Genomic DNA, 19,275 nt, shown 5'->3' with positions numbered 1-19,275 from the left:
GGGGTCGCTGTCGTGCATGACGACCTTGGGGCCCTTGGGGGACATGGTCAGGTCGGCCTGCAGTCCGGCGCCCAGGTCGACCTGCTTGACCTCGGAGGTGCAGTCGGTCGGGCCGGTCGCTGCCGCCGGCAGCGGGAAGGACTTGGTCGCGCCGCCCTTGGTCGCGGTGAGGGCGTGGCTCTTGCCGCTCTTGACCAGCTTCAGCTCCAGCCCGTTGGCCGAGATGGAGGGCCCGCCCGGGGTCAGCACCCCGAGGGAGCGGGTCGGGAAGGTGTCCGGTTCCCCCGAACCGAGGGCCAGGATCTCGGCCTCCGGGCCGTCGGCGGTGTGCCGCACCATCGCGGCGAACCCGGGCGTGATGTCGATCCGCGTGCCCGCTTCGCGGTCGTTGCCCGAGACGGACGCGGCCGGGACGGCCTGCGGGGCGGCCGCGTACGCGGTGCCCGCGACCGGGGCGAGGAGGGCACCGGCGAGGGCGGCGGTGGAGATGGAGGCACGGAGGGCGGTACGCATAACGACTCCTTGAAGCGTTGTCTCAGGAAAGTGGGGGAGAGTCGCATGCCGCGGTTTTCTCTGTCGGTGAGAGCCGGGTGAGTGTCTGGCGGGCTGCTGAGAACAAAGTTGCGGATCTTGTTCGCGCGGACGATCTTGCTCCTGTCATGGGCTTGTAACGGAGAGTGGAGGTGTCGATTCCATAGCGGATTCCGGGGCGGGGGTGACAGGTCGCTACGCGCGTAGATATGCTCATCTGGTGACCATGCCCACCACCCTCACCGCATTCGCTGACGTGACGACGTCCGACAGTGCGCTGCGCCGCTTCCTGCACGGGCTGCCCGGCGTCGACGCTGTCGGCCTGGAGGCCCGCGCGGCCTCCCTCGGCACCCGTTCGATCAAGACGACGGCCAAGGCGTACGCCATCGACCTGGCCATCTCGATGATCGACCTGACGACGCTGGAAGGCGCGGACACCCCGGGCAAGGTCCGGGCGCTCTCCGCCAAGGCCGTCAATCCCGATCCGACCGACCGTACGACCCCGATGACGGCCGCCGTCTGTGTCTACCCCGACATGGTGGCCACGGCGAAGGCCGCGCTGAACGGCGCCGACGTCAAGATCGCCTCGGTCGCGACCGCCTTCCCGGCCGGCCGCGCCGCCCTGCCCGTCAAGCTCGCGGACACCCGTGACGCCGTCGCCGCCGGCGCCGACGAGATCGACATGGTCATCGACCGTGGCGCCTTCCTCGCCGGCCGCTACCTGGAGACGTACGAGCTGATCAGGACCATCAAGGAGGCCTGCGTCCGCGAGGACGGCAGCGCCGCACGCCTGAAGGTCATCTTCGAGACCGGCGAGCTGTCGACCTACGACAACATCCGCCGTGCCTCCTGGATCGGCATGCTGGCGGGCGCCGACTTCATCAAGACGTCGACCGGCAAGGTCGGGGTCAACGCCACTCCGGCGAACACCCTGCTCATGCTCGAAGCCGTCCGCGACTTCCGCGCGCAGACTGGAATCCAGATCGGCGTGAAGCCGGCCGGCGGCATCCGCACCACCAAGGACGCGATCAAGTTCCTGGTCCTGGTCAACGAGACCGTGGGCGAGGACTGGCTGAGCAACCACTGGTTCCGCTTCGGCGCCTCCAGCCTGCTCAACGACCTGTTGATGCAGCGCCAGAAGCTGAGCACCGGCCGTTACTCCGGTCCCGACTACGTGACGGTGGACTGATCACCATGGCATCTGTATTCGAGTACGCACCGGCTCCCGAGTCCCGCTCGGTCGTCGACATCGCCCCCTCCTACGGGCTCTTCATCGACGGTGAGTTCACCGACGCCGCCGACGGCAAGGTCTTCAAGACCGTCTCGCCGAGCAGCGAGGAGGTCCTCGCCGAGGTCGCCCAGGCGGGCGCCGCCGACGTGGACCGCGCCGTCAAGGCCGCCCGCAGGGCCTTCGCCTCCTGGTCCGCGCTGCCGGGCTCCGAGCGCGCCAAGTACCTCTTCCGCATCGCCCGGATCATCCAGGAGCGCAGCCGCGAGCTCGCCGTCCTGGAGACCCTGGACAACGGCAAGCCGATCAAGGAGACCCGCGACGCGGACCTCCCCCTGGTCGCCGCGCACTTCTTCTACTACGCGGGCTGGGCCGACAAGCTCGACCACGCGGGCTACGGTCCGAACCCGCGCCCGCTCGGCGTGGCCGGCCAGGTCATCCCGTGGAACTTCCCGCTGCTGATGCTGGCCTGGAAGATCGCCCCGGCGCTCGCCACCGGCAACACCGTCGTGCTGAAGCCCGCCGAGACGACCCCCCTCTCCGCGCTGTTCTTCGCGGACATCTGCCGCCAGGCGGGCCTGCCCAAGGGTGTCGTCAACATCCTCACCGGATACGGCGACGCGGGCGCGGCCCTCGTCGAGCACCCGGACGTCAACAAGGTCGCCTTCACCGGCTCGACCGCCGTGGGCAAGAAGATCGCCCGCCACGTAGCCGGCACCGACAAGAAGGTCACCCTGGAGCTGGGCGGCAAGGGCGCCAACATCGTCTTCGACGACGCCCCCATCGACCAGGCCGTCGAGGGCATCGTCAACGGCATCTTCTTCAACCAGGGCCAGGTCTGCTGCGCGGGCTCGCGCCTGCTGGTCCAGGAGTCGATCCACGACGAGCTGCTGGACTCCCTCAAGCGCCGCCTCTCCACGCTGCGCCTGGGCGACCCGCTCGACAAGAACACCGACATCGGCGCGATCAACTCCGCCGAGCAGCTCGCCCGGATCACCGCGCTCGCGGAGACCGGCGAGGCCGAGGGCGCCGAGCGCTGGTCCCCGGCGTGCGAGCTGCCGTCCTCCGGTTACTGGTTCGCGCCGACGCTCTTCACGAACGTCACCCAGGCGCACACCGTCGCCCGCGACGAGATCTTCGGCCCGGTGCTGTCCGTGCTGACCTTCCGTACGCCCGACGAGGCCGTCGCCAAGGCCAACAACAGCCAGTACGGCCTGTCCGCCGGCATCTGGACGGAGAAGGGCTCGCGCATCCTGGCGGTTGCGAACCAGCTCCGCGCCGGAGTCGTCTGGGCCAACACGTTCAACAAGTTCGACCCGACCTCGCCCTTCGGCGGCTACAAGGAGTCGGGCTTCGGCCGCGAGGGCGGCCGCCACGGCCTGGAGGGCTACCTCGATGTCTGAGTCGTCGACCCGTCTGAACGTCTTCAAGACCTACAAGCTGTACGTCGGGGGCAAGTTCCCCCGCTCCGAGAGCGGCCGGGTGTACGAAGTGACGGACTCCAAGGGCAAGTGGCTGGCCAACGCCCCCCTGTCCTCCCGCAAGGACGCGCGTGACGCCGTCGTCGCGGCCCGCAAGGCCTTCGGCGGCTGGTCCGGCGCGACCGCGTACAACCGCGGCCAGATCCTCTACCGCATCGCCGAGATGCTGGAGGGCCGCCGCGAGCAGTTCGTCCGCGAGGTCGGCGAGGCCGAGGGCCTGTCCAAGTCGAAGGCTGGCGCGGTCGTCGACGCGGCCATCGACCGCTGGGTCTGGTACGCGGGCTGGACCGACAAGATCGGCCAGATCGTGGGCGGGGCCAACCCGGTCGCGGGCCCGTTCTTCAACCTCTCCACCCCGGAGCCGACCGGTGTCGTCACGGTCGTCGCCCCGCAGGAGTCGTCCTTCCTGGGCCTGGTCTCGGTGATCGCCCCGGTGATCGCGACGGGCAACACCGCCGTCGTCATCGCCAGCGAGAACGCCCCGCTGCCGGCCCTCTCCCTGGGCGAGGTGCTCGCCACCTCCGACCTGCCCGGCGGCGTGGTCAACATCCTGTCCGGCAAGGCCGGCGAGATGGGCCCGCACCTGGCGTCCCACCAGGACGTCAACGCGATCGACCTGGCCGGAGCCGATACGGCGCTGGCCAAGGAGCTGGAGATCGCGGCGGCCGACAACCTCAAGCGCGTCCTGCGTCCACAGCCTGTGGACGACTGGAGCGCCGACCCGGGCACCTCCCGCATGACGGCGTTCCTGGAGACCAAGACCGTCTGGCACCCCACCGGGTCGCTGGGCGCGGGCGGCTCGTCGTACTAGTCCTCCTGGGACAGGCCCCCGTACGAGACCGGCCCCGGCAGCGTCCCCCGCGCTGCCGGGGCCGGTCTCGCGCCCTTCGCCGTGCCTACTTCTTCGGGAGCACCGGTCCGAGCAGCGAGGAGGCGGCGGCGGTCGGCAGCTCGCCGACCGAGGGCCCCTGCGTCAGGATGCCGGTGACCATCCCGGTCCCCACGGACGGGAAGTCGGCGACCTTCGTGGCGACGCCGTTGTCCAGCGGGTCCACGCCGGTGTGGGCGAGCGGGTTCACCTTGAGGTTCGCGATCGGGTCGGTGACCCCGGCCAGGGCCGCCGGAACGTCGAGCTCACCGGCCTGCGCCCCGCCCGCGGCCAGCGCCAGGGCCGCACCGGCCATCGAGACGGTCAGTCCGGCGCTGCGGAGCCGGTTCGGAAGGGAAGGGGCTGCGTGACGTGCCATGGAGATCCCGCCTGAGGTCGTGGTCGCGTGCGCACGCAGCGTAGTTGAGGTGTGTTCCTGGACACCAACCGGCCACCGGGAGGATCCCCTACCCGGGGGAATGGTTCAGACTGGTGTCCCGTGAGCTCCCCCTCTACTTCGCCGACCCGTGTCGTCCTGCTGACCGGTCCGTCGGGCTCAGGAAAATCCTCGCTGGCCGCCCGCTCAGGGCTGCCCGTGCTGCGCCTCGACGACTTCTACAAGGAGGGCGTCGACCCCACCCTCCCGCTCGTCGACGGCAGTTCCGACATCGACTGGGACTCCCCGCTGTCCTGGGACGCGGACGCGGCGGTCGCCGCGATCGCCGAACTGTGCGCGGCGGGGCGGACCGACGTCCCCGTCTACGACATCGCGACGAGCTCCCGCACGGGCACCGAGAGCCTCGACATCGCCCGCACCCCGCTGTTCATCGCGGAGGGCATCTTCGCCGCCGACGTGGCCGCCCGCTGCCAGGAACTCGGCCTCCTCGCGGACGCCATCTGCCTGCGGGGGCGCCCCTCGACGACCTTCCGCCGCAGGCTGGCCCGTGACCTGCGGGAGGGCCGCAAGTCGGTGCCGTTCCTGCTGCGCAGGGGCCTGCGGCTGATGCGCGCCGAACGCGGCATCGTGGCCCGCCACGTGGCGCTGGGCGCGCACGCCTGCGCCGGCGACGAGGCGCTCGGCCGCCTGGCGGCGGCCGCGGCGGGCCGCCACCGCGCGACGACCCCGGCGTAGGCCCAGCCGCCGGGACCCCTACCGGCGGGACCAGCGGTCCGTCAGGGTGGTGATCGCGGCCGCGGCCCGGTCGAGGCCGCGGTCGTCGCCGCGGAGCGTCTTGTTCAGTTCGACGTGAAGGAACCCGGACTGCCGGTCGGCGGCGGTCCGGCCCTGTTCGTTCTCCCGGCCGGCGAGCTTGCAGCGCGCGGAGTACGCCGTGCAGACCTCCAGGCCGTCGCGGCGCAGCGCGGCGGTCAGCTGTTCCGCGTCCGCCAGGGCGCTGTCGCCGGCTCCGGTGGAGACCACCGCGTCGCGCCCGCGGAACGACTCGTCGGCGAACCCGTGCAGCTGGACCCCCGGCAGGTTCCGCCGTGCCAGCTCCTCCACCACGGCGTGGAAGACCGAGTCGTCGCGGTGTGCGACGTCCGCCGCCCCGTCCTCGCCCGCATCGCGGTGGGCGCCCGCGAGCACCAGCACCCCGCCGGGTGCGCCGCGCAGCACCCGTGCCCCGAGGAGTTCGGTGCGGCTGTCGGCGACGGGGTGGGGGACCTGGACCGACCAGCGTGCGGGCCGGTCCAGGTCGACGTAGAAGCGGCCCCAGCCGCGGCTGGTGTGGCCCGATTCACTCACCCCGTCCGCCACCTCGGCGTACCGGCGTCCGCCGGTGCCGTCCGTGACGGTGCGGAGGGTGAAGTCGATCTCGGAGAAGCCGGTCCGCGCCGCTTCCGGATCGCCGTCGAGCAGGTGGGCGAACGCCCTGGTGAACGCCAGTCGTTCCTGGTCCGTGGGGGTGCGGTACCCGCCGCGTTCGCTGAAGCCGGCGGTGAAGCCGGCGATCCGCCGCTCCAGGCCGGGGTCGGCGGAGCGCTGGGGAGCGGGGCCGGCCGGGCGGGCCGGCGGTGCGCTTCCCGAGCTCGTCGGCCGAAGCATCAAAACGGCACAAAGGGCGATGAAAACGCCGCACAGAACCGCAATCGTTATTCGCCTGGTCGGTGGAGCGCTCATAGTCATACGAAAATAACGGAGTGATGCACTCCGGTTTCCGTCCCTCCGCTCTTCGTCCTGGCCAGCCCGCCACCCGGCGCCGCCGGCGGACCGGCCCGCGCTGACCGGACGCCCCGAGGCCCTCGCGGCACCCGCCGCGCCCCGTAAGCCCAGATCATCACACTCCCTAGGCCGCACCGGCTCCAGGACAGAACGAAGAGGAGCCCGCGTTGGCCGCGTCGCGACCGAAGCGGCGGCACCGGAACCGCCTTCGGGCCGACATGTCGCTGCTGGGCGGCATCCGTCCGCCCATCGCGGCCCTGTCCGCCCTGCTGCTGGCCCTCGCCGCCCTCACCGCGTTCCAACTCGGACACGTGGGCAGGGAGACCGTACCGCCTGCCGTTCTCACCTCCCAGCAGTACTTCGCGGAGGACGGCGCCATCGCCCTGCGCGCCTCCCTGGACGAGAGCATCACGGACATCGGCAGGACCGCCTCCCTGTTCAGCTCCGGCGAACCGGTCTCGCCCGACTCCGTGCTCGACAAGCTCGGCAGCGTCTACCAGAAGTGGCGCGGCACGGCCGTGATCGAGATCAAGTCGGGCCGTCTGGAGGCGCAGCGCGGTGAGAACCTCCCGCTGACCGCCCTCGACCTGACCGCGCTCGACGGGGAGTCCGGCCTCGCCCCCCGCATGGTCCGGCTGGAGAACGGCGAGACCCGCCTGCTCACCCTCGCCCTGCTGTCCTGGCCCGACCGCCCCCAGCAGCTCCTGGTCGCCTCCAGCAGCCTGAAGGTCCCGGGCGTCAGCCTGGGCAGGTCCCGCGCCATCGCCGTCCTCGACTCCTCCGGCCAGGTCCTCGGCAGCGATGGTGTCGGTGGTTCCGGGCAGGAGAAGAAGCAGCTCGCGAAGTTCGCGAAGACCGTCGCCCAGAAGGCCGCGCAGCACCCCCTCCAGGCCAAGGAACCCGGCTCCGGCGGTTTCGCGGGCGTCAGCGGCAGCCTCCTCGGGGACTCCAGGGACGGTCACCGCTCGGTGGCCGGCTATGCGAAGCTCACCGGTTCGCAGCCCGGTGTGGGCACCGACGCGACCGCCCTCGGCCTGACCGTCGTCTCGTTCGTCGGCGTCGCGGAGGAACGTTCCACCGCCGTCGACTCCTTCTTCTGGATCGCCGCGTCCGCCGCCCTGCTCGTGCTCGGAGCACTGGCCGTGGCCCTGCTCGTGACCACCGTGCAGCGCCCGCTGCTCCGGCTGTTCCTGGAGAGCCGCCGGATCGGCCGCGGCGACCTGAACCGGCCCGTCACCGTGCCGAAGTACGGCGAGGCCGCCCGCATCGGCGCCGCCCTCGACCGGCTGCGCCGGCAGCTCCTCGGCGAGCCCGCAGCGGCGACCGAGGGCCCTCGCGGGGGCCGCCGCTCCCGGATCGGGACCCGCGCCCTCCTCGCGGTGTGCGGGATCCTGCTCCTGGTCTGGTCGGCGCCGCTCCTGCTGACGCTCAACCGCGCGGGGGCCTCCGTCGCCGTCCCCAGGACGATCGTCGACGACCAGCGCGAACGCACCGACACCCTGGCCGACCGGGTACGCCGCGCCCTCAACGAAGGACACGCCGACCTCACCTCCGCCGCCTCCGTCATCAGCGACAAGACCACCCCCGCCGACCTGACCAAGCTGCTGGAGCGCACCCGGAACCAGCACGGACGCTACGAATCCCTCTACGTCCTGAACGCCGACGGCACCGTCCTGGCCCGCGCCGGCGGCAAGCCCCACCACCCCGCCGGCCAGGGCCCCTCGAAGCAGCCCGTGACCCTGGTCGACAGCGGCAACCGGCCCGTCATCACCGAGTACGCCGAGGCGACCGGCCTGGCCGGCGCCGCCGTGGTCGGCGAGCTGCGCATCGACTTCCTCAACGCCCTGCTCAAGCGGCCCGGCCTGGGCGAGGTCCGCGTCGTCGACGCCGAACACCGGGTGATCGGCGGCAACAACGGCTACCTGGCCTTCGCACCGCTGTCGGACGCCGAGCTCGACGCCCTGGTGAGCTCCGCCAACGACAAGACCGGCGCGGACGGGAAGAGCGGCGCCGACGAGAAGCCGGACAAGGGCCCGCGCGCCAAGAGCGCCCTGCTCCGCGACGGCGGCGTCGCCATCGCCGCCGCGGCGCCGATGACCGGCGGAGGCGTGGCCCAGCCCCTGGACTGGACCGTCGTCACCCGGCAGCCGGCCAAGGGCCTGGAGATCGCCGCGTACACCGCGCAGAACCGCACCGTCCTGGCCGGACTGCTCGGCCTCACGGGCGCCGTGGCCTGCCTCGGCTGGATCCACATCATCGTGGTGCGGCCGCTGCGCGACCTCGCCCGGCGTGCGGAGGCCTTGGCCGACGGCGACCGCCGCACCGTCGTCTACCCGACCCACCACGACGAGGTCGGCGCCGTCACCCGCAGCCTCGAAGTCATCCGACTGCAGCTGCTGGAGCAGCGCAAACGGGACGCCGCCGGCGGCAGCACCGGCCGGACGCCCGGCCCTGCCACCCCGGCCGGAAGGAACTGATCCGCCGTGCTCTTCCTCTACTGCGTGCTTCTCTTCTGCTGCCTGGTCATGCTCGTCGCGGGCGTCGTCGAGCAGCGCCGGCACTACGCCAACCTCGCGCACATACCGAACCGGGTGCTGGTCAACGGAATCCGCGGCAAGAGCTCCATCACCCGGCTGTGCGCGGGCGCCCTGCGCGGCGGCGGGCTGGTGACGGTCGCCAAGACCACCGGCACCGCGGCCCGCTTCATCCACCCGGACGCCACCGAGGAGCCCGTCTACCGGAAGTTCGGCATCGCCAACGTCGTCGAACAGATCGGCATCGTCCGGCGCGCCGCCGCCTACCGGCCGCACGCCCTGGTCATGGAGTGCATGGCGGTCATGCCCGCACTCCAGGAGATCAACCAGTCCAAGCTGATCCAGTCGACCATCGGCGTGCTGTGCAACGTCCGGGAGGACCACGTCGCCGAGATGGGCCCCACCCTCGACGACATCGCGCGCTCCCTGTCGCGCTCGATGCCGCACGGCGGAATCTGTGTCACCGCCGAGAAGGAGCGCTTCCACGTGCTCCAGGAGGAGGCCGACGCGAGGAACTGCACGCTCGTCTACGCCGACCCCGACACGGTCAGCGACGACGAGCTGCGCGGCTTCAGCTGGTTCACCTTCAAGGAGAACGTCGCCATCGCGCTCACCGTCGCCGAGCTCCTCGGCGTCGACCGCGAGACCGCCCTCCAGGGGATGTACGACGCCCCGCCGGACCCCGGCGTGCTCTCCGTCGAGCGGTACGTGGCCCCCGGCGGCAAGCGGGTGCGCTTCGCCAACGTCTTCGCCGCGAACGACCCCGAGTCGACGCTGATGAACATCAACCAGCTCCTCGACCTCGGCGCCGTCGACCGCCCCCTCAACGTCGTGATCAACTGCCGGCCTGACCGTGTCGAGCGCAACGGCCAGATGGGCGCGATCGTCCCGGACCTGATGCCCGACAAGGTCTTCGTGATCGGGCACCCGGCCAAGAGCGCCATCGACGCGATCCCGGCCGAGTGGCGCGGACGCGCCGTCGACCTCGGCGGCGACCAGCGCGACGGCGAGGAGTTCATGAACGAGCTGCTCGGCCACCTGGGCGAGAGCTCCTCGCTGGTCGCCATCGGCAACATCCACGGCCAGGGCGAGATCCTCCTGGAGCACCTGGCGGAACTCCCCGGCTTCGAGGACGAGCCCGACGGGGAAGAGCACCACGCGGTGGCCCCGGACCGCGAGCCCGCCGTACCCCGGCAGGCCGCCCCCGTCCAGCCGCGCTACGTCCCGCACCTCGACCCGTACGCCGACCTCACCGCCGCCCAGGAAGCCAGGTTCGCGCAGCCCCCCGTGCCGCGGCAGTACGTCCACCCGCCGCAGCAGCACACTCTGCCCGCCCCCCAGGGCCGGCCGCCGTACCAGGCGCAGGGCCCGTACCAGGCGCAGAGCCCGTACCAGGCGCAGGGCCCGTACCAGGGGCAGGGCCCGTACCCGCAGCAGCCGGACGGACCGTGGCACCAGGGCCCCCACCCGCAGCAGCCGCAACCGCACGGGCAGCCCTGGCCGCCCCACCCGTACGAGCCCCACCCGTACGAGCCCGACCCGAACCCGCAGTGGCAGAGCCCAGGAGACCCCCGTTGATCCCCGCAGTCCTCACCCCCGAGATCGCCGCGATCGGCATCGCGCTGGGCCTGCTGTTCTCCCTGCTCTGCTACCTGACGACGAACCTCTCGCCCGGCGGCATGATCACCCCCGGCTGGCTCGCGCTCACCCTCATCGAGGACCTGCAGCGCGCCGCGCTCGTCGTCGGCATCACCGCCCTGACGTACGCGCTCACCCTCGTCACCCAGAAGTTCGTCATCCTCTACGGCAAGCGCCTGTTCGCCGCCGTCGTCCTCATCGGAGTGCTCCTCCAGGCCACGGTGGTGATCGTGCTCCAGATGAAGTTCCCCCTGCTGTACGCGAACCAGACCCTCGGCTTCATCGTCCCCGGACTGATCGCCTATCAGCTCGTCCGCCAGCCCAAGGGCGCCACCCTGCTCGCCACCGGCTCCGCGACCCTCATGACGTACGTCGTCCTGACCTCGGGCATCCTCCTCGGCTTCATGCCACACGCCTGACCGACGCCTGACCGACGCCGGCCCGACCACCCGCACCGCCCGGAGCAAACCGATGACCGCCAAGCCCGCCCGCCGCACCCGCCCCGTCCTGCACGCCGCCGTCGTGGGGATCCTGCTGGCCGGCAGCGCGTACTTCACCTACGAGCTGCGCAAAGAGGAACAGGCCAAGGCCCCCGAGGTGCTGCGCGTCACCGACCAGGCGCAGCAGGCCGGTGCCCAGCAGGGCGCCCAGAAGTGGGAGCGGCTGAAGAACCCGGAGCGCTCGGTCCTGCGCGGCGCGGACGGCGCCGTCCTCGCCACCTTCACGGACGGCGCGCGCACGGCGTCGCTCACCGGCAAGAGCCGTACCTTCACCGAGCCGGCCACCACCAAGACCCGTGTCGTGACCGACAACTGGGTCCGCCTGCTCCCCGAGAGCTGGCGCAGCGGCGCGGAGCGCGAGCAGTGGTTCCAGGACTGGTTCAAGAAGTACTACGGGAGCGAGGAGGACGACCTCTTCGCCATCGCCTTCCAGTACGGGGACCAGGCACCGGTCAAGAAGGACGCGGCCGGCGTCCAGTACGCGGGCGACGCGGCCTTCGGACCGCTCAACCCGAAGGGCTCCGAGGGCAACGACCTCCGCCTGGAGCAGTCGGACTTCTACGACTACCTCGGCATCCCGTACACCTTCCGCAACGGCACCACGGAACAGCCGGAGAAGGCCAAGCACCGGGCCCTGGACTGCTCCGGCTTCATCCGCACGGTCTTCGGCTACCGCGGCCGCTTCCCCCTGATGGCCTCCGACACCGGCGGCAACGGACTCCCGCGCACCGCCAACGGAATGGCCCGCTCGAAGGCCGGCGTGGACATCCTGGCCCTGGGGGGCGTCGGACCGCAGGACCGGCCGGCCTCCGTCGACGTCCTCCAGCCGGGCGACCTGGTCTTCTTCAAGCTCGACGCGCGCACCGGCGACCGGCTGGACCACACCGGCATGTACCTCGGCAACGACACCGACGGGCACAAGATCTTCATATCGAGCCGGGAAGAGGCCAACGGCCCCACCATCGGCGACAAGGGCGGCGCCTCCCGGCTCGACGGCAACGGCTACTACGCCGCCGCCCTGCGCAGCGCCAAGCGCCTGTGACCCGCCCGTCCGCGCGGCCCGCGGGCGCACCGGACATATGAAAAGGCGGGATCAGGCGGACCCCCGTCCGCTCGATCCCGCCTTTTCCCCCCGCGGCCCCCGCCCCACCCCCGTAGGACGGGCCCCCTGGCCCGATGGCTTCTGTGTGTGCCGCGTTACGCGACGAGCTCCTCGAAGGACTCCGCCTCGTCACGGCCGAAGCTGAGCGCCTCGTCCTCCCGCAGGCGGCGCAGCGAACGCCAGATGCTCGACTTCACCGTGCCGACGCTGATGCCGAGGATCTCCGCGATCTCCGGGTCCGTGCGGCCCTCGTAGTAACGGAGCACCAGCATCGTGCGCTGCGGCTCCGGGATACGGGTCAGGGCCTGCCACAGCACCGAGCGCAGCTCCGTACCGCGCATCGCGTCCGTGTCGGAGGCCGTCTCCGGCAGCTCCTCCGTCGGGTACTCGTTCAGCTTCCGCCGACGCCACGCGCTGATGTGCAGGTTCGTCATCGTGCGGCGCAGGTAGCCGCCGACGGCCGCCTTGTCGCTGATCCGGTCCCAGGCGCGGTACGTGGAGAACAGCGCGCTCTGCAGCAGGTCCTCGGCCTCGTACCGGTCGCCGGTGAGGTGGAAGGCCGTCGCGTACAGGGCGGCACGCCGCTCCTGGACGTACGCCGTGAACTCCGCCTCCGAGGTGGAGGAAGGAGTCTGCTCGGCGGCGGGAACCGCCTGGTACTGGTTTGCGTCAATGGCTACGACGTGGGCCGGCCGGGGACGGGCGACCGCCACCGTACGGACACCCGCCCGGCGGTTCACATCGTGCAGCCGCGTGACAACCGCGCTGGTCGTGGTGCTGTGCAGCGTGTTCATCTCGCGCCCCCCGTCGTGGAGTGTGTCTGCTTCGGTCCGTTGTGCGTTGATAGAAGATTGCCCCGCCGACTTAACCGGGGTGTCCGTCGACTGTCACAGCCGTGTCACAGCGACTTCTGACAGGGCCGCGACAGGATCACGTCGCGCGACGGTCGAACTCCCGACTGCCGATGGGACAGAATGAGCCCGTGCCTTTCCTGTTGCTGATCGAGGACGACGACGCCATCCGCACGGCCCTCGAACTCTCCCTGTCTCGCCAGGGCCACCGTGTGGCCACCGCGGCGACGGGCGAGGACGGCCTGAAACTGCTGCGCGAGCAGCGGCCGGATCTGATCGTGCTGGACGTGATGCTGCCCGGGATCGACGGCTTCGAGGTGTGCCGGCGGATCCGCCGCACCGACCAGCTGCCGATCATCCTGCTCACCGCGCGCAGCGACGACATCGACGTGGTCGTCGGCCTGGAGTCCGGAGCCGACGACTACGTGGTCAAGCCCGTCCAGGGCCGGGTCCTCGACGCCCGGATCCGGGCCGTACTGCGCCGCGGCGAGCGCGAGTCGAGCGACTCGGCGAGCTTCGGCTCCCTGGTCATCGACCGGGCCGCCATGACCGTGACGAAGAACGGCGAGGACCTGCAGCTCACGCCGACCGAGCTGCGGCTGCTGCTCGAACTGAGCCGCCGGCCCGGGCAGGCGCTCTCCCGCCAGCAGCTGCTGCGGCTGGTCTGGGAGCACGACTACCTGGGTGACTCGCGCCTCGTCGACGCCTGCGTTCAGCGGCTGCGCGCCAAGGTCGAGGACGTGCCGTCCTCGCCCACCCTGATCCGTACCGTCCGGGGCGTCGGCTACCGCCTGGACTCACCGCAGTGATCCGCGCGTTGCTCGCGGGCCGGCGCTGGACCAGCCTGCGGCTGCGGCTCCTCATGGTGTTCTGCCTGGTCGCGCTGACGGCCGCGGTCTCGGCCTCCGGGATCGCCTACTGGCTCAACCGCGAGGCCGTCCTCACCCGCGTCCAGGACGCGGCCCTCGGCGACTTCCGGCAGGAGATGCAGAACCGGGCCGCCGCGCTGCCCGCCGATCCCACCGCCGAGGAGCTGCAGCGCACCGCCGAACTGATGGCGGGCAGCAGCCCCGGATACAGCGTCCTGCTGGTGCAGGTGGGCAAGGACAACCGGCAGATCTTCGGCGCGGCGGGACCCGACTCCTTCGGGCTGGCCAACGTACCGAAGTCCCTGCAGAACGCGGTGAACGACCGGCAGAAGACCACCGCCGCGAACGACTCCGAGTACCACGTGTACTGGCAGCGGACGAAGCCGCACGGCAATCCGTACCTGGTCGGCGGGACGCGGATCGTGGGCGGCGGGCTCACCGGTTACATGTCCAAGTCCCTCGCGCAGGAGCGGGACGACCTGAACGCGCTCGGCTGGTCGCTGACCATCGCCACCGGTCTCGCGCTGCTCGGCTCCGCCCTGCTGGCGCAGGCCGCGGCCCGTACCGTGCTCAAGCCCGTGCAGCGGCTCGGGGACGCGGCGCGGCGGCTCGGCGAGGGCGAGCTCGACCACCGCCTCGACGTGTCGGGCACGGACGAACTCGCCGACCTGTCGCACACCTTCAACAAGACGGCCGAGGCGCTGGAGAAGAAGGTCGCCGACATGAGCGCGCGGGAGGAGTCGAGCCGGCGCTTCGTCGCGGACATGTCGCACGAGCTGCGGACGCCGCTGACCGCGCTGACGGCGGTGGCCGAGGTGCTGGAGGAGGAGGTCGACGACCTCGATCCGATGATCGCACCGGCCGTGGCGCTCGTCGTCAGCGAGACGCGCCGACTCAACAACCTGGTGGAGAACCTGATGGAGGTCACCCGCTTCGACGCGGGTACGGCCAAGCTGGTGCTGGACGACGTGAACGTCGCCGACCAGGTCACGGCCTGCATCGACGCCCGGGCCTGGCTCGACGCGGTCGAACTCGACGCCGAGCGGGGCATCGTGGCCCGCCTCGACCCGCGCCGCCTCGACGTCATCCTCGCCAACCTGATCGGCAACGCGCTCAAGCACGGCGGCTCGCCGGTCCGGGTGTCGGTCACGGTGGAGGGGGAGTGGCTGGTGATCGCGGTGCAGGACAACGGTCCGGGCATCCCCGAGGAGGTCCTGCCGCACGTCTTCGACCGGTTCTACAAGGCGAGCGCGTCGCGGCCGAAGTCGGACGGCAGCGGGCTCGGCCTGTCGATCGCCATGGAGAACGCGCACATCCACGGCGGCGACATCACGGCCGCCAACGTGGCGGGCGGTGGGGCGCTGTTCACGCTGCGGCTGCCGGTGGACGTGGGAAAGGTGATCGCGGGTGACGAGGATGCGTAGGACTCTGCCGGTGGTACCGGCGGTGCTGGTCCCGTTCGTCGGGGCCCTGCTGCTCGCGACGTCGGCCTGCGGGATCCGGGCGACGACCGTACCGGTGGACGTGGGCGCGGCGCCGTCCCGGGTGTCGTGCGACACGCAGGAGCAGCCGAGCGGGGTGCAGGGCTTCCGGGCCACGGTGGAACTGGTCTGCGGATCGCAGCTGGTGGGCGTGGAGCGAGTGGTTCCGGTGCCCGAGAAGAAGCCCGTACGGGACCCCCTGGCGCTGGTCGCGCAGGCGCTGCTGGAAGCGCTGGAGCGGACGCCGACCACGGAGGAGCGGGACGCCGGCTTCACGAGCGAGGTCCCGGTCGGGCTGTCGGCGGGAGCGCCGAGGGCGGGCGACCCGGCGGGCACGGTGCGGCTCAGCCGCAAGCCGGAGGACCTGCCGCCGGTGGCGCTCTCGCAGATCGTGTGCACGCTGGCGGGCAGCGAGGCCCTGAAGGCGACCCCGGGCCCGGTGACCCTGGGCGGGCCGGACGCCGATCCGCCGCGGACGTGGGAATGCACGGATGCGGTCCGCTCCCGCCCGGAGTCGGTACCGACCCTGGGCGAACTGGTCCGCCCGACGCCCACTCCTTCCTGACGCGCCGCTCGCGCGGCTCGGCGCCGGGGCGCCTCCCCGGCTTCACGCCGCTGCGCCGGCCTCCGGCCGGCGTGCGTCCGGCCCCCGCATACGCCACCGGCCCCCCGAGCCGGAGCTCAAGGGGCCGAGAGGAGTTGATGGCCCGGTCCCGCCGGACGGGGCGGGACCGGGCCGGTGCGGGGAGGGTCAGATTCCCATCGCGGCGGAGAGGTCCTTCTTGATCGCGTCCAGGACCTCCTGGCCGCGGACGCGGGCCGCCGCCAGGTCGGAGGCCTCGGCCACCGGGACCACGACCTCCAGGTAGCACTTCAGCTTGGGCTCGGTACCCGACGGGCGGGCGATGACCCGGGCCTTGTACTCGCCGTCCAGGTAGTAGCGCAGGCCGTCCGTGGGCGGGAGCGCCTCCGTGCCCTTGGACAGGTCCTCCGCTGAGACCACCCGCAGACCCGCCAGCGCCACCGGCGGCTGCGCGCGCAGCGCCGCCATCGCGTCGGCGATGACCGACAGGTCCGAGACGCGCACCGACAGCTGGTCCGTGGCGTGCAGCCCGTGGGCCATCGCCAGGTCGTCCAGCAGGTCCGTCAGGGTGCGGCCCTGCTCCTTGAGCACCGAGGCCAGCTCCGCCACCAGCAGGGCGGCGGTGACGCCGTCCTTGTCGCGGACGCCCTCGGGGTCCACGCAGTAGCCGAGCGCCTCCTCGTAGCCGTAGCGCAGGCCCTCGACGCGGGCGATCCACTTGAAGCCGGTGAGGGTCTCCTCGTAGCCGACGCCCGCAGCCTCCGCGATCCGGCCCAGGAGGCTGGAGGAGACGATGGACTCGGCGAAGACGCCGCGGGCCCCCTTGTGCACCAGGTGGGCCGCCAGCAGCGCGCCGACCTCGTCGCCGCGCAGCATCCGCCAGCCGTCCACGGTGGGCACGGCCACGGCGCAGCGGTCCGCGTCCGGGTCGTTGGCGATCACGATGTCGGGCTGGACCTCGGCGGCCTTCGCGAAGGCCAGGTCCATCGCGCCCGGCTCCTCCGGGTTCGGGAACGCCACGGTCGGGAAGGCCGGGTCGGGCTCGGCCTGCTCGGCGACGAGCACCGGCTCCGGGAAGCCGTGCCGGGCGAAGGCCGCCATGACGACGTCCTTGCCGACGCCGTGCATGGCCGTGTAGACGGTCCGCACGCCCCGGGGGGAGCCGGGGGTCAGGACGGCGTCCGTGCGCGCCAGGTAGGCCTCCAGGACCTCGTCGCCGAGCTCCTGCCAGCCCGCCTCGGGGCGCGGTACGTCGGCCAGCTTCTCGACCGCCGCGATCTGCGCCGCGATCTCGGTGTCGGCCGGGGAGACGATCTGCGAGCCGTCGCCGAGGTAGACCTTGTAGCCGTTGTCCCGGGGCGGGTTGTGGCTCGCGGTCACCTCGACGCCGGCGACGGCGCCGAGGTGCCTTATCGCGTACGCGAGGACGGGCGTCGGCAGTGGGCGGGGCAGGAGGGCCGCGCGCAGCCCGGCGCCGGTCATGACGGCCGCGGTGTCGCGGGCGAAGTCCGCCGACTTGTAGCGGGCGTCGTAGCCGACGACGACCAGGCCGCCGTCGTGGCCCTGGGCCTTCAGGTAGGCCGCGAGGCCCGCCGCGGCCCGGATGACCACGCCGCGGTTCATCCGCATCGGGCCGGCGCCGATCTCACCGCGCAGTCCGGCGGTGCCGAACTGCAGGGTGCCCGAGAAACGGTCCGCGAGCTCCGCGGTGTCGCCGGCCTCGATGAGAGCGGCCAGTTCCGCGGCCGTCTCCGGGTCCGGGTCCTCGGCCAGCCAGGCCTGCGCCCGGATGATCAGGTCGTCCTGTGCCTGTGCCTGTTCCTGCACTGCTTCCGCCTTAGCTCTCGTACGTCGATCAGATGCGGGCGAGGACCTGCGTCAGCAGCGTGCCCATGCGGGCGGCCGAGTCGCGGCCGGCCTGGAGGACCTCTTCGTGGTTCAGCGGCTCGCCGGACAGGCCCGCCGCCAGGTTGGTGACCAGGGAGATGCCGAGCACCTCGGCGCCGGCCTCACGGGCGGCGATGGCCTCCAGGACGGTGGACATGCCGACCAGGTCGGCGCCCATGACGCGGATCATGTTGATCTCGGCCGGGGTCTCGTAGTGCGGGCCGGGGAACTGGACGTAGACGCCCTCTTCGAGGCTGGCGTCGATCTCCTTGCACATCGCGCGCAGGCGCGGCGAGTACAGGTCGGTGAGGTCGACGAAGTTCGCGCCGACGATCGGCGAGGTGGCCGTCAGGTTGAGGTGGTCGCTGATCAGGACGGGCTGGCCGGGCTTCATGCCCTCGCGCAGACCGCCGCAGCCGTTGGTCAGGACGACGGTCTTGCAGCCGGCGGCGACGGCGGTGCGCACGCCGTGGGCGACGGCGGCGACGCCGCGGCCCTCGTAGTAGTGGGTCCGGCCGAGGAAGACCAGGGCGCGCTTGTCGCCGATCTTGTACGAGCGGATCTTGCCGCCGTGGCCCTCGACGGCGGCGGGCGGGAAGCCGGGCAGCTCGGTGACGAGGAACTCGGCCTCGGGGGCGCCGAGCGCCTCTGCGGCGGGGGCCCATCCGGAGCCCATGACGAGGGCGACATCGTGGGTGTCCACGCCGGTCAGCTCACGCAGGCGGGCGGCTGCGGCGTCGGCGGCGGCGAAGGGGTCGGTAACAGATGCGTTCACGCGGACGAGCGTAACTCCTTCGGGCCTACGCGCGTAGATGGCACAGCTCACGGTGTTCGGATCGTTGCCTTGTCGTTTCCGCCGAAACGTCCCCGAGGGGGTGGCCGGGCCGAAGGGCCGGGGCTCCGCCCCGCACCCCGCGCCTCAAACGCCGGCGGGGCTGAAAGAACGCCTCAAACGCCGGCGGGGCTGGAAAAGGTCAGCAGGGGCGTTTGCGGATTTCCATCACGTAGTCGTGGGGGGCGCCTGCCGACTCGGCGGCATCTGCGATCTCGCCGAGGTAGCGCGCCGAGGGCAGGCCGCCCTCGTAGCCGTTCAGGACGTACACCCAGGCCGCCTCCTCGCCGTCCAGCGTGTGCACCCGCACCCGCATCCGGCGGTAGATGTCGAGTCCGACACCCTCCCAGCGGTCCATCGAGTCCTCGTCCAGCGGCGCGATGTCGTACAGCGCGACAAATACCTGGTGGCGCGGGGCTTCGACGATCGTGGCGAGAGCGCCCTCCCAGCCCATCTGCTCGCCGCCGAAGGTCAGCCGCCAGTCGTTGATCCAGCCCGTGCCGCGCAGCGGCGAATGCGGAGCGCGGCGCGTCATCAGCCGCGGGTCGAGGTTGCCGGCGTACGCGGCGTAGAGCGACATGTGGTCGAGAGTACGGGAGGGGTGCCGGTGCACGCGTGCCCGGATGGCGGGACCGGGCGCGAAGCACCTTGAAGCGTGCGGGACAATGGAGCACGGAATGCATCCCCCGGGGAGACCCCCCGGAACACCGGCCGGGGCGGCAGCCGGCC

The 19,275-nt window shown here is 71.8% G+C and carries 18 protein-coding genes; 11 read left to right on the top strand and 7 right to left on the bottom strand.

Features of this window, described 5'->3' with window-relative positions; translation table 11 throughout:
* Positions 1–513: hypothetical protein (locus ACZ4YL_RS17415; RefSeq protein WP_468117354.1), on the bottom strand; the 513-nt coding region annotated here is incomplete at its 3' end.
* Between the two features lie 244 nt (positions 514–757).
* On the opposite strand from ACZ4YL_RS17415, the gene deoC reads away from it, so the two are divergent.
* Genes deoC through ACZ4YL_RS17400 form a run of 3 tightly spaced genes read left to right on the top strand, consistent with a single transcriptional unit; the run spans position 758 to position 4,051 of the window.
* On the top strand, positions 758–1,720 hold the full coding sequence (gene deoC, locus ACZ4YL_RS17410; protein ID WP_189970981.1) for a deoxyribose-phosphate aldolase: 963 nt from the start codon (positions 758–760) through the stop codon (positions 1,718–1,720).
* A gap of 5 nt (positions 1,721–1,725) precedes the next feature.
* Positions 1,726–3,162 (top strand): aldehyde dehydrogenase family protein, encoded by a 1,437-nt coding sequence (locus ACZ4YL_RS17405; RefSeq protein ID WP_468117352.1) that lies wholly within the window; start codon positions 1,726–1,728, stop codon positions 3,160–3,162.
* On the top strand, positions 3,155–4,051 hold the full coding sequence (locus ACZ4YL_RS17400) for an aldehyde dehydrogenase family protein (RefSeq protein WP_468117350.1): 897 nt from the start codon (positions 3,155–3,157) through the stop codon (positions 4,049–4,051). Before ACZ4YL_RS17405 ends, ACZ4YL_RS17400 begins: the two co-directional genes overlap by 8 nt.
* Positions 4,052–4,136: 85 nt before the next feature.
* Here ACZ4YL_RS17400 and ACZ4YL_RS17395 read toward each other — a convergent pair whose 3' ends face one another.
* Positions 4,137–4,487, bottom strand: a complete 351-nt coding sequence (locus tag ACZ4YL_RS17395; protein ID WP_468117348.1) for a hypothetical protein — start codon at positions 4,485–4,487, stop codon at positions 4,137–4,139.
* A gap of 51 nt (positions 4,488–4,538) precedes the next feature.
* Here ACZ4YL_RS17395 and ACZ4YL_RS17390 point away from each other — a divergent pair, with 51 nt between their 5' ends.
* Positions 4,539–5,240 carry a uridine kinase family protein gene (locus tag ACZ4YL_RS17390; protein ID WP_078851016.1) on the top strand — a complete coding sequence of 234 codons (702 nt, stop codon included), beginning with the start codon at positions 4,539–4,541 and terminating at the stop codon, positions 5,238–5,240.
* Between the two features lie 18 nt (positions 5,241–5,258).
* On the opposite strand, the gene ACZ4YL_RS17385 is transcribed toward ACZ4YL_RS17390, so the two are convergent.
* On the bottom strand, positions 5,259–6,152 hold the full coding sequence (locus ACZ4YL_RS17385) for a hypothetical protein (protein ID WP_468117346.1): 894 nt from the start codon (positions 6,150–6,152) through the stop codon (positions 5,259–5,261).
* 335 nt (positions 6,153–6,487) lie between these two features.
* On the opposite strand from ACZ4YL_RS17385, the gene ACZ4YL_RS17380 reads away from it, so the two are divergent.
* The 4 genes from ACZ4YL_RS17380 to ACZ4YL_RS17365 are packed head-to-tail and all read left to right on the top strand — an operon-like array spanning position 6,488 to position 11,983.
* The gene (locus ACZ4YL_RS17380; protein ID WP_468117726.1) at positions 6,488–8,746 is read left to right on the top strand and encodes a HAMP domain-containing protein; all 2,259 of its coding nucleotides are present in this window, start codon (positions 6,488–6,490) and stop codon (positions 8,744–8,746) included.
* 6 nt (positions 8,747–8,752) lie between these two features.
* Complete coding sequence (gene pgsB, locus ACZ4YL_RS17375) at positions 8,753–10,381, top strand: poly-gamma-glutamate synthase PgsB (RefSeq protein ID WP_468117344.1); 1,629 nt, start codon at positions 8,753–8,755, stop codon at positions 10,379–10,381.
* The gene (locus ACZ4YL_RS17370; RefSeq protein ID WP_030009641.1) at positions 10,378–10,860 is read left to right on the top strand and encodes a poly-gamma-glutamate biosynthesis protein PgsC/CapC; all 483 of its coding nucleotides are present in this window, start codon (positions 10,378–10,380) and stop codon (positions 10,858–10,860) included. Before pgsB ends, ACZ4YL_RS17370 begins: the two co-directional genes overlap by 4 nt.
* A 52-nt stretch (positions 10,861–10,912) precedes the next feature.
* Complete coding sequence (locus ACZ4YL_RS17365) at positions 10,913–11,983, top strand: C40 family peptidase (RefSeq protein WP_468117342.1); 1,071 nt, start codon at positions 10,913–10,915, stop codon at positions 11,981–11,983.
* A gap of 155 nt (positions 11,984–12,138) precedes the next feature.
* Here the strand turns inward: ACZ4YL_RS17365 and ACZ4YL_RS17360 are convergent, their stop codons facing one another.
* The gene (locus ACZ4YL_RS17360) at positions 12,139–12,837 is read right to left on the bottom strand and encodes a SigE family RNA polymerase sigma factor (protein WP_468117340.1); all 699 of its coding nucleotides are present in this window, start codon (positions 12,835–12,837) and stop codon (positions 12,139–12,141) included.
* Positions 12,838–13,025: 188 nt separating this feature from the next.
* Between ACZ4YL_RS17360 and afsQ1 the strand changes: the two genes are divergently transcribed.
* Genes afsQ1 through ACZ4YL_RS17345 form a run of 3 tightly spaced genes read left to right on the top strand, consistent with a single transcriptional unit; the run spans position 13,026 to position 15,809 of the window.
* The gene (gene afsQ1 / locus ACZ4YL_RS17355) at positions 13,026–13,703 is read left to right on the top strand and encodes a two-component system response regulator AfsQ1 (protein ID WP_063754818.1); all 678 of its coding nucleotides are present in this window, start codon (positions 13,026–13,028) and stop codon (positions 13,701–13,703) included.
* Between the two features lie 53 nt (positions 13,704–13,756).
* Entirely contained in the window at positions 13,757–15,187 is a 1,431-nt protein-coding gene (locus tag ACZ4YL_RS17350; protein WP_382549852.1) for a sensor histidine kinase, read from the top strand.
* Complete coding sequence (locus ACZ4YL_RS17345) at positions 15,180–15,809, top strand: hypothetical protein (protein WP_468117338.1); 630 nt, start codon at positions 15,180–15,182, stop codon at positions 15,807–15,809. Before ACZ4YL_RS17350 ends, ACZ4YL_RS17345 begins: the two co-directional genes overlap by 8 nt.
* A 186-nt stretch (positions 15,810–15,995) precedes the next feature.
* Here the strand turns inward: ACZ4YL_RS17345 and ACZ4YL_RS17340 are convergent, their stop codons facing one another.
* The 3 genes from ACZ4YL_RS17340 to ACZ4YL_RS17330 form a co-directional block, all read right to left on the bottom strand.
* Positions 15,996–17,654, bottom strand: coding sequence for a phospho-sugar mutase (locus ACZ4YL_RS17340; RefSeq protein ID WP_468117336.1), 1,659 nt, complete (start codon positions 17,652–17,654; stop codon positions 15,996–15,998).
* A gap of 28 nt (positions 17,655–17,682) precedes the next feature.
* On the bottom strand, positions 17,683–18,489 hold the full coding sequence (locus ACZ4YL_RS17335; protein WP_030012483.1) for a purine-nucleoside phosphorylase: 807 nt from the start codon (positions 18,487–18,489) through the stop codon (positions 17,683–17,685).
* 199 nt (positions 18,490–18,688) lie between these two features.
* On the bottom strand, positions 18,689–19,126 hold the full coding sequence (locus ACZ4YL_RS17330) for a gamma-glutamylcyclotransferase family protein (RefSeq protein WP_030012228.1): 438 nt from the start codon (positions 19,124–19,126) through the stop codon (positions 18,689–18,691).
* Positions 19,127–19,275 lie beyond the last annotated feature (149 nt).

Source organism: Streptomyces sp. NPDC030021 (assembly GCF_055574035.1).
This window is presented reverse-complemented; position numbering and strand designations above follow the sequence as displayed.